Source organism: Variovorax sp. GW531-E2 (genome assembly GCF_059423125.1).
In genome coordinates, this window is the sequence record NZ_JBWKXQ010000052.1 from 40,279 (window position 1) to 48,206 (window position 7,928).

Genomic DNA, 7,928 nt, shown 5'->3' on the forward strand with positions numbered 1-7,928 from the left:
GCGCACAGCATAAGGGCAGACACCCTGCGCGGCATCCCCGAAAACGTATACGCTGCCAGCCCCATTTCCCCCAAACTGATCTGGGTCAAATCGGGCCATGGCGGATGCGCTAGGCTTGGACCCCGGCAGGCCCGGCATCGGGCGTGTTCCCTCCAATCCGCGCGCAGCGTGCATTCGTGCCCCTGGCGCCGTCCTTGATCGACTCGCATGACCCTACAAAACGCCTTCACCCGCGAAGACCTGCTGCGCTGCAGCCGCGGCGAACTGTTCGGCCCCGGCAACGCACAGCTGCCCGCCCCGAACATGCTGATGGTGGACCGCATCACCCACATCAGCGCCGAGGGCGGTACCTACGGCAAGGGCGAACTCACGGCCGAACTCGACATCACGCCCGACCTGTGGTTTTTCGCCTGCCACTTCGAAGGCGACCCGGTCATGCCCGGCTGCCTGGGCCTGGACGCCATGTGGCAGCTGGTGGGCTTTTTCCTCGGCTGGCAGGGCCTGCCGGGCCGCGGCCGGGCCCTGGGCTCGGGCGAAGTGAAGTTCACGGGCCAGGTCCTGCCGACCGCCAAGCTCGTCACCTACAGCATCCAGATCAAGCGCGTGCTCAAGGGCAAGCTGAACCTGGCCATCGCCGACGGCTCGGTGAGCGTCGACGGCCGCCAGATCTACACCGCCGAGGGCCTGCGGGTCGGCGTGTTCACTTCCACCGACAACTTCTGAGGGTTTCGCCATGCGACGCGTCGTCATCACCGGTCTGGGCATCGTTTCGTGCCTGGGCAACGACAAGGAGACCGTCTCCGCCAACCTGCGCGCCAGCCGCCCCGGCATCCGGTTCCAGCCGGCCTACGCCGAAATGGGCCTGCGCAGCCAGGTCGCCGGCTCCATCGACCTTCCCCTCGAAGACCTCATCGACCGCAAGCTCTATCGCTTCGTCGGCCACGCCGCGGCCTACGCCTACCTGGCCATGAAGGACGCCATTGCCGATGCCGGCCTGACCGAGGAGCAGGTGTCGAACCCGCGCACCGGCCTCATCGCCGGCTCGGGCGGCGCCTCCACGCTGAACCAGATGGAAGCGCTCGACCTGCTGCGTGAAAAGGGCGTCAAGCGCGTCGGCCCCTACCGCGTGACGCGGACCATGAGCAGCACCGTGTCCGCATGCCTGGCCACGCCCTTCAAGATCAAGGGCCTGAACTACTCCATCGCCTCGGCCTGCGCCACCAGCGCGCACTGCATCGGCAACGCCATGGAGCAGATCCAGATGGGCAAGCAGGACATCGTGTTCGCCGGCGGCGGCGAGGAAGAACACTGGACCCAGTCGTTCCTGTTCGACGCCATGGGTGCGCTGTCCACCAAGTACAACGACACGCCCGAGAAGGCCTCGCGCGCCTATGACGCCGAGCGCGACGGCTTCGTCATCGCCGGCGGCGGCGGCATGGTCGTGGTCGAGTCGCTCGACCACGCACTGGCACGCGGCGCAAAAATCTACGCCGAAATCGTCGGCTACGGCGCCACCTCCGACGGCTACGACATGGTCGCGCCCAGCGGCGAAGGCGCCGTGCGCTGCATGCAGATGGCGCTGTCGACCGTCGACACGCCCATCGACTACCTGAACACCCACGGCACCTCCACACCCGTCGGCGACGTCATGGAAATGAAGGGCGTGCGCGAAGTCTTCGGCGACAAGGCGCCGGCCATCAGCTCCACCAAGAGCCTGTCGGGCCACTCGCTGGGCGCCGCCGGCGTGCACGAGGCGATCTACTGCCTGCTGATGATGGAAGGCCACTTCATGGCCGGCTCGGCCAACATCGAGGCGCTCGACCCCGAAGTGGCCGACATGCCCATCCTCACTGCCACGCGCGAGAACGCCACGGTCGACACCGTGATGAGCAACAGCTTCGGCTTCGGCGGCACCAACGCCACGCTGGTGCTCAAGCGCTGGCAAGGCGCGTAAGCCTGCCACCTGCCGGCCCCGTCGCGCCCGCGACGACGGGCCCGCAGGCGCTTCGCTAGACTGGGTTTTCCGTTCTTCCATCCATCCACCGCGCGAGGAGACCCATGGCGATCGACCCCCTTTCCACCTGGCACCGGCTCGTCAAGACACGCGACGTCGCGGGGCTCGACGCCCTGCTGGCCGACGACGCCGTCTTCCTCTCGCCCGTGGTGCACCGGCCGCAGGTCGGCAAGGCGATCACCAAGCAGTACCTCGCCGCGGCCTTCCAGGTCTTCTTCAACGAGAGCTTCCGCTACGTGCGCGAGCTCCAGGGCCCGAACGACGCCGTGCTCGAGTTCGAACTCGAACTGGACGGCATCGCCATCAACGGCGTCGACATGATGAAGTGGAACGCCGACGGGCAGATCACCGAGTTCAAGGTAATGCTGCGGCCGCTGAAGGCGGTGAACCTGATCCATCAGAAGATGGCGGCGCAGCTGCAGGCGGCTGCGCAGTAAGCCGACTCAGGGGCAGGCCAGTTCCGTCTTGGCCACGGCGCACAGCCGGGCCTTCTCGGCCGCGGGCAACGTGAGCCCCGGCATCAGCCCGTCCAGCCGCAGCACCGCCGGGTAGAGGCGCGTGTCCTGCGGGTTCTTGCGGTAGGCCCGCAGCACCAGCTGCTGGCCTTCCTTGCCGCAATGCTGGCGCTGCTGGCGCGCCACTTCCTTGTCGTGTGCCGACCCATCGCCGTTGAATTCGCCAGCGAAGTGAAAGCACATTTCCGCGTCCTCCACGGCCTTGCGCAGGCGCTGCTCTTCCTTCGAGAACGTCGGCGGTGCGGCGAACGACATCGACACGGCCAGCAGTGCCGCGCCTGCCGCCATGACCCTCTGCAGCTTCATGGTGTGAATCCTTTTCCTGAATGAAAAAAGGGCCGTCCGCAGACGACCCTTCTCGTGGCAATCGCCGAAGCGATCGATCAATGGTTACTTCTTGTCGCCGCCCGGCACCTTGCCTTCGACGCCCTTGACGTAGAAGTTCACGCCCGACAGGAACTTGTCGTCGGCGACCGCGTCCTTGGCGATCAGCTCCTTGCCGTCCTGGCCGACGATCGGGCCCTTCCAGATCGAGAAGCTGCCGTCCTTCAGGCCCTTCTTGATTTCCTCGACCTTGGCCTTGGCTTCGGCCGGCACGTCTTCGGCGATCGAGACGATGTCGATCGCGCCTTCCTTCACGCCCCACCAGGTCTGGCCGGTGGCCCACTTGCCGTCCAGCGCATCTTGCGTGGTCTTGATGTAGTACGGCGCCCAGTTGATGATGGCCGAGCCCAGGTGGGCCTTCGGGCCGTAGGCGGTCATGTCGGAGTCCCAGCCGAAGGCGCGCTTGCCCTTCTCTTGGGCGGTCTTGAGCACGGCCGGCGAGTCGGTGTTCTGGAACAGCACGTCGGCGCCGCCGTTGATGAGGGCGGTGGCGGCTTCGGTTTCCTTGGGCGGGCTGAACCACTCGTTCACCCACACGACCTTGGTCGTGATCTTCGGGTTGACCGACTGCGCGCCCAGCGTGAAGCTGTTGATGTTGCGCAGCACTTCAGGAATCGGCACCGAGCCGACCACGCCCAGCGTGTTGCTCTTGGTCATCGAACCTGCGATCACGCCGGCCATGTACGCGCCTTCGTAGGTGCGGCTGTCGTAGGTGCGCATGTTCTCGGCGGTCTTGTAGCCGGTGGCATGCTCGAACTTCACGTCCTTGCTGTCGTTGGCGACCTTGAGCATCGGCTCCATGTAGCCGAAGGTGGTGCCGAAGATGAGCTTGTTGCCCTGGCCCACGAAGTCCCGGAACACGCGCTCGGCGTCGGCCGACTCGGGCACGCTTTCGACAAAAGTGGTCTTGATCTTGTCGCCGAATTCCTTCTCGAGCGCCTTGCGGGCGTTGTCGTGCGCGAAGGACCAGCCGCCGTCGCCCACGGGACCGACATAGGCGAATGCGATGTTCAGCGGGGCCGCCGGTGCGGGAGCCGGTGCGGCCGCGGGGGCCGGTGCCGGCGATGCTGCGGGGGCGGCCGCCTCTTCCTTCTTGCCGCAGCCGATGAGGGCCGCCGAAGCCACCGCGGTGAGGGCGGCGAGCTTGAGAAGGGAACGCTTGTTCAGATCATTCATTGTCGAAATCCTCGGAAGAAAAGGACGGGTTGGCAAAAAAACGAGAACGCGATTATGAGCCGGGGTAGAACGGTTTCCCCATCGATGCCGGCATGTTGATGCGGATGAAGGCGGGGTTGCGCGAGATCAGCGCCAGCACCACGATCGGCGCGATGTACTGGGCCATGCTGAGGAACTGCGAGGGCACGTCGACGCCGCTGCTTTGCAGGTGGAAGCCCAGCATCGAGACGCCACCGAACAGGTAGGCGCCGAGCAGCACGCGGACCGGGCGCCAGGTGGCGAACGTGGTCAGCGCCAGCGCGATCCAGCCGCGGCCGGCGACCATGCCCTCGACCCACAGCGGCGTGTACACGGTCGACAGGTACGCGCCCGCCAGCCCGCACAGCGCGCCGCCCGCGATCACCGCCAGGAAGCGGATGCGCCGCACCGGGTAGCCCAGCGCATGCGCCGACTCGGGCGATTCGCCCACCGAGCGCAGCACGAGGCCGGCGCGGGTGCGGTACAGGAACCAGATGAGCCCGATGGTCAGCAGCACGGCCACGTACACCATCGGGTGGTGCCGGAACAGCGCCGGGCCGGCCAGCGGGATGTCGGCCAGCACGGGAATGGCGAAGGGCGTGCTCTCGGGCAGCTTGGCCTGCACGAAGCTGATGCCCGCGAAGGCCGAGAAGCCGACGCCGAACAGGCTCAGCGCGAGCCCCGTCGCGTACTGGTTGGTGTTGAGCCAGATCACGAGCACGCCGAAGAAGGCCGCGAGCAGCGCGCCGGCCGCCATGCCGGCCAGGAAGCCGAGCCAGGGGTTGTGCGTGATGACCACCGTCGCGAAGCCCGCGATGGCGGCGCACAGCATCATGCCCTCGGCGCCGAGGTTGACGACGCCGGCCTTCTCGTTGATCAACAGGCCCAGCGCCGCGATGGCGAGCACGGTGCCCGCGCTCAGGGTCGAGCCCAAGAGGAGTGCGTAGCTTTCCATGGTTCAGAGACCCCCTTCGGTGGCACGCGTGGTGGGTGCGATTGGCGCGACGGGCGCGGTCGGCGCGGTGATCGGCGTGCTGACCTGCAGCGAGCTCGTGGTCAGCGTCGCGGCCTTGGCGCCGGCCTTGCGGCGGATGCGGTAGGCGATGAGCGTGTCGCAGGCCAGCAGCGTGAACAGCAGCAGGCCCTGGAACACGCCGGTGAGCGACTTGGGCAGGCCCAGGCGCGACTGCGCGAGTTCGCCGCCGATGTAGAACATGCTCATCAGGATGGCCGAGAAGATCATGCCCACCGGATGCAGCCGCCCGACGAAGGCCACGATGATGGCCGCGAAGCCGTAGCCCGCGGGCACGTAGGGCGTGAGCTGGCCGATGGGGCCCGCCACTTCGAGCGCGCCCGCCAGGCCGGCCGCGCCGCCCGAGGTGAGCAGCGCGATCCACACGGCGCGGCGTGCCGAGAAGCCGGCATAGCGCGCCGCCGCCGGCGCCAGCCCGCCGACCTGCTGCGCGAAGCCCGCGCGCGTGCGGAACAAGAACACCCACAGCGCGCCCGCGCCGACGAGCGCGATGATCAGCCCGATCGACACGCGCGAGCCCTTCATGAGGCGCGGGATCTGCGTCACCGCCTCGAAGGTCTTGGTCTGCGGGAAGTTGTAGCCCTGCGGATCTTTCCAGGGCCCGAAGACCAGGTAGCTCAGCATCAGCGTGGCCACGTAGACCAGCATCAGGCTCACGAGGATTTCGTTGGCGTTGAACTTGTCGCGCAGGAACGCGACGATGCCCGCCCACACCATGCCGCCCAGAATGCCCGCCAGCAAAATGGCCACGACGATCCAGCTGCCGGTGCTCTTGTCGGCCAGCAGCGCCACGCCGCCCGCCGCGATGGCGCCGCAGACGAACTGCCCTTCGGCACCGATGTTCCAGACGTTGGAGCGAAAGCACACGGCCAGGCCGAGCGCAATGATGAGCAGCGGCGTGGCCTTCACCATCAGCTCGCCGATGGCATAGCCGCTCTTGATCGGTTCGTAGAAGAACACCTGCAGGCCCTTGACCGGGTCCTTGCCCAGCGCGGCGAACAGCGCCACGCCGATGAGCACGGTGATCAGCAGCGCCAGGATCGGCGAGCCGTAGCTCCAGAAGCGCGACAGCTCCGGGCGGGGTTCAAGCTTGAGCATGCGCGCCCTCCTTCTTGTTGTTCTGGTGGGGCTGCGCCTGCGGCCACAGGCCGCTCATCCACTCGCCGATCTGCGGCAGCGTGGCCGCCGCGCGGTCGATCGAGGGCGACAGCCGCCCCTTGGCGATCACGTGCAGCCGGTCGCAGATGTTGAACAGCTCGTCGAGCTCCTCGCTGATCACGAGCACGGCGCAGCCGGCATCGCGCAGCGCCAGGATCTCGGCGTGGATGAGCGCGGCCGCGCCCACGTCCACGCCCCAGGTGGGTTGCGAAACGATGAAGAGCTTGGGGTTGGCGTCGATCTCGCGACCGACGATGAATTTCTGCAGGTTGCCGCCCGACAGCGAACGCGCCGCCGCGCCCGGGCCGCCGGCCTTCACCTTGAAGCGTTCGATGATGGAACGCGCCTGCTTGTCGAGCTCGGCGGTGCGAATCCAGCCGCCCTTGCCCACCGCATTGCTGCGCGTGAGCAGCAGGTTGTGCGCCAGGCCCAGCGTGGGCACGGCGCCGCGCCCCAGCCGTTCCTCGGGCACGAAATGCAGGCCCAGCGCACGCCGCGCGCGCGGGCGCAGCCGGCCGGCCGGCTGGTCGAACACGCGCACCATGGCGGGCTCGGCGCGCACGTCCTCGCCCGAGAGCGTGTACAGCAGTTCCTTCTGGCCGTTGCCCGAGACGCCGGCGATGCCGACGACCTCGCCTGCGCGCACGTCGAAGGAGATGCCGTCCAGGTCGACGCCGAACTGGTCTTCGCGCGCCAGCTTCAGGCCCTGCACGCGCAGCGCCACCGCGCCGGCATGCAGCGGGCGGTGCTGCAGCGGCGGCGGCTCGCTGCCGATCATCAGGCGCGAGAGCGATTCGGTGCTCTCGTTGCGCGGGTTGCAAACGCCCGTGACCTTGCCGCCGCGCAGCACGGTGCAGGCGGTGCACAGCTCCTGGATCTCGTGCAGCTTGTGGCTGATGTACAGGATGCTGCAGCCTTCCGAGGCCAGCTTGTTCAGCACGCCGAACAGGCGGATCACGGCCTGCGGCGTGAGCACCGAGGTCGGCTCGTCCAGGATCAGCAGCTTGGGGTTGGTGAGCAGCGCGCGGATGATCTCCACCCGCTGCATCTCGCCCACCGACAGCGTGTGCACGGGGCGCGAAGGGTCGATGTCCAGCCCGTATTCGCTGGCCTTGGCCGTGATGCTGCGGGCCACCTCGGCCAGCGCGAGCGACTTGTCCAGGCCCAGCCAGACGTTCTCGGCCACGGTGAGCGTGTCGAACAGGCTGAAGTGCTGGAACACCATGCTGATGCCCAGCGCGCGCGCCTGCTGCGGGTTGCGCAGGTTGACCGCCTGGCCGTCGAAGGTGACGGTGCCTTCGTCGGGCTTGACCGAGCCGTAGATGATCTTCATCAGGGTCGATTTGCCCGCGCCGTTCTCTCCGAGCACGGCATGGATTTCGCCGGGCTGCACGGCCAGGGAGATGTCGCTGTTGGCCACCACCGCGGGATACCGCTTGGTGATGTGCGCCAGCTGGAGTCTGGGGGTTGTCATGCCGGGTTTCGTGGGTTTGTCTCGTTCAACATCAACAAGCGGGGACAGCTATAAGTTTAGGGCCTGTAAACACTGTGTTTTGGTGCCGCGAAGGCCTGCCAGGGCGGGCCAATCAAGGCGCGCGACGCCGCGTGTGCATGCGCACACGCAAGGAGC

8 protein-coding genes are annotated in these 7,928 nt (G+C 67.4%); 3 read left to right on the forward strand and 5 right to left on the reverse strand.

Going from position 1 to position 7,928, the window contains the following annotated elements; all coding sequences use genetic code 11:
- The first annotated feature begins 207 nt into the window (after positions 1-207).
- From fabA to AC07XP_RS24295, 3 genes are all read left to right on the forward strand, one after another.
- Positions 208-723, forward strand: coding sequence for a 3-hydroxyacyl-[acyl-carrier-protein] dehydratase FabA (gene fabA / locus AC07XP_RS24285; protein ID WP_056574156.1), 516 nt, complete (start codon positions 208-210; stop codon positions 721-723).
- Positions 724-733: 10 nt separating this feature from the next.
- Positions 734-1,954 (forward strand): beta-ketoacyl-ACP synthase I, encoded by a 1,221-nt coding sequence (gene fabB, locus AC07XP_RS24290; RefSeq protein ID WP_369644287.1) that lies wholly within the window; start codon positions 734-736, stop codon positions 1,952-1,954.
- Between the two features lie 104 nt (positions 1,955-2,058).
- Positions 2,059-2,451, forward strand: a complete 393-nt coding sequence (locus AC07XP_RS24295) for a nuclear transport factor 2 family protein (RefSeq protein WP_495266111.1) — start codon at positions 2,059-2,061, stop codon at positions 2,449-2,451.
- Between the two features lie 6 nt (positions 2,452-2,457).
- Here AC07XP_RS24295 and AC07XP_RS24300 read toward each other — a convergent pair whose 3' ends face one another.
- The 5 genes from AC07XP_RS24300 to AC07XP_RS24320 all read right to left on the reverse strand — a co-directional run bounded on the left by AC07XP_RS24300 (position 2,458) and on the right by AC07XP_RS24320 (position 7,772).
- The gene (locus AC07XP_RS24300) at positions 2,458-2,835 is read right to left on the reverse strand and encodes a hypothetical protein (RefSeq protein ID WP_492686000.1); all 378 of its coding nucleotides are present in this window, start codon (positions 2,833-2,835) and stop codon (positions 2,458-2,460) included.
- A gap of 84 nt (positions 2,836-2,919) precedes the next feature.
- Positions 2,920-4,089, reverse strand: a complete 1,170-nt coding sequence (locus tag AC07XP_RS24305; protein WP_062477516.1) for a BMP family ABC transporter substrate-binding protein — start codon at positions 4,087-4,089, stop codon at positions 2,920-2,922.
- Positions 4,090-4,141: 52 nt separating this feature from the next.
- Positions 4,142-5,062 carry an ABC transporter permease gene (locus AC07XP_RS24310; RefSeq protein ID WP_062477512.1) on the reverse strand — a complete coding sequence of 307 codons (921 nt, stop codon included), beginning with the start codon at positions 5,060-5,062 and terminating at the stop codon, positions 4,142-4,144.
- Positions 5,063-5,065: 3 nt separating this feature from the next.
- Complete coding sequence (locus AC07XP_RS24315) at positions 5,066-6,238, reverse strand: ABC transporter permease (RefSeq protein ID WP_095744202.1); 1,173 nt, start codon at positions 6,236-6,238, stop codon at positions 5,066-5,068.
- Positions 6,225-7,772 (reverse strand): ABC transporter ATP-binding protein, encoded by a 1,548-nt coding sequence (locus tag AC07XP_RS24320; protein ID WP_495266112.1) that lies wholly within the window; start codon positions 7,770-7,772, stop codon positions 6,225-6,227. The genes AC07XP_RS24315 and AC07XP_RS24320 overlap by 14 nt, the downstream gene beginning before the upstream one ends.
- Positions 7,773-7,928: the final 156 nt, after the last annotated feature.

Coding starts and splice junctions, on each gene's coding strand:
- fabA (WP_056574156.1), top strand. CDS start 208: ATGACCCTACAAAACGCCTTCACCCGCGAAGACCTGCTGCGCTGCAGC.
- fabB (WP_369644287.1), top strand. CDS start 734: ATGCGACGCGTCGTCATCACCGGTCTGGGCATCGTTTCGTGCCTGGGC.
- AC07XP_RS24295 (WP_495266111.1), top strand. CDS start 2,059: ATGGCGATCGACCCCCTTTCCACCTGGCACCGGCTCGTCAAGACACGC.
- AC07XP_RS24300 (WP_492686000.1), bottom strand. CDS start 2,835: ATGAAGCTGCAGAGGGTCATGGCGGCAGGCGCGGCACTGCTGGCCGTG.
- AC07XP_RS24305 (WP_062477516.1), bottom strand. CDS start 4,089: ATGAATGATCTGAACAAGCGTTCCCTTCTCAAGCTCGCCGCCCTCACC.
- AC07XP_RS24310 (WP_062477512.1), bottom strand. CDS start 5,062: ATGGAAAGCTACGCACTCCTCTTGGGCTCGACCCTGAGCGCGGGCACC.
- AC07XP_RS24315 (WP_095744202.1), bottom strand. CDS start 6,238: ATGCTCAAGCTTGAACCCCGCCCGGAGCTGTCGCGCTTCTGGAGCTAC.
- AC07XP_RS24320 (WP_495266112.1), bottom strand. CDS start 7,772: ATGACAACCCCCAGACTCCAGCTGGCGCACATCACCAAGCGGTATCCC.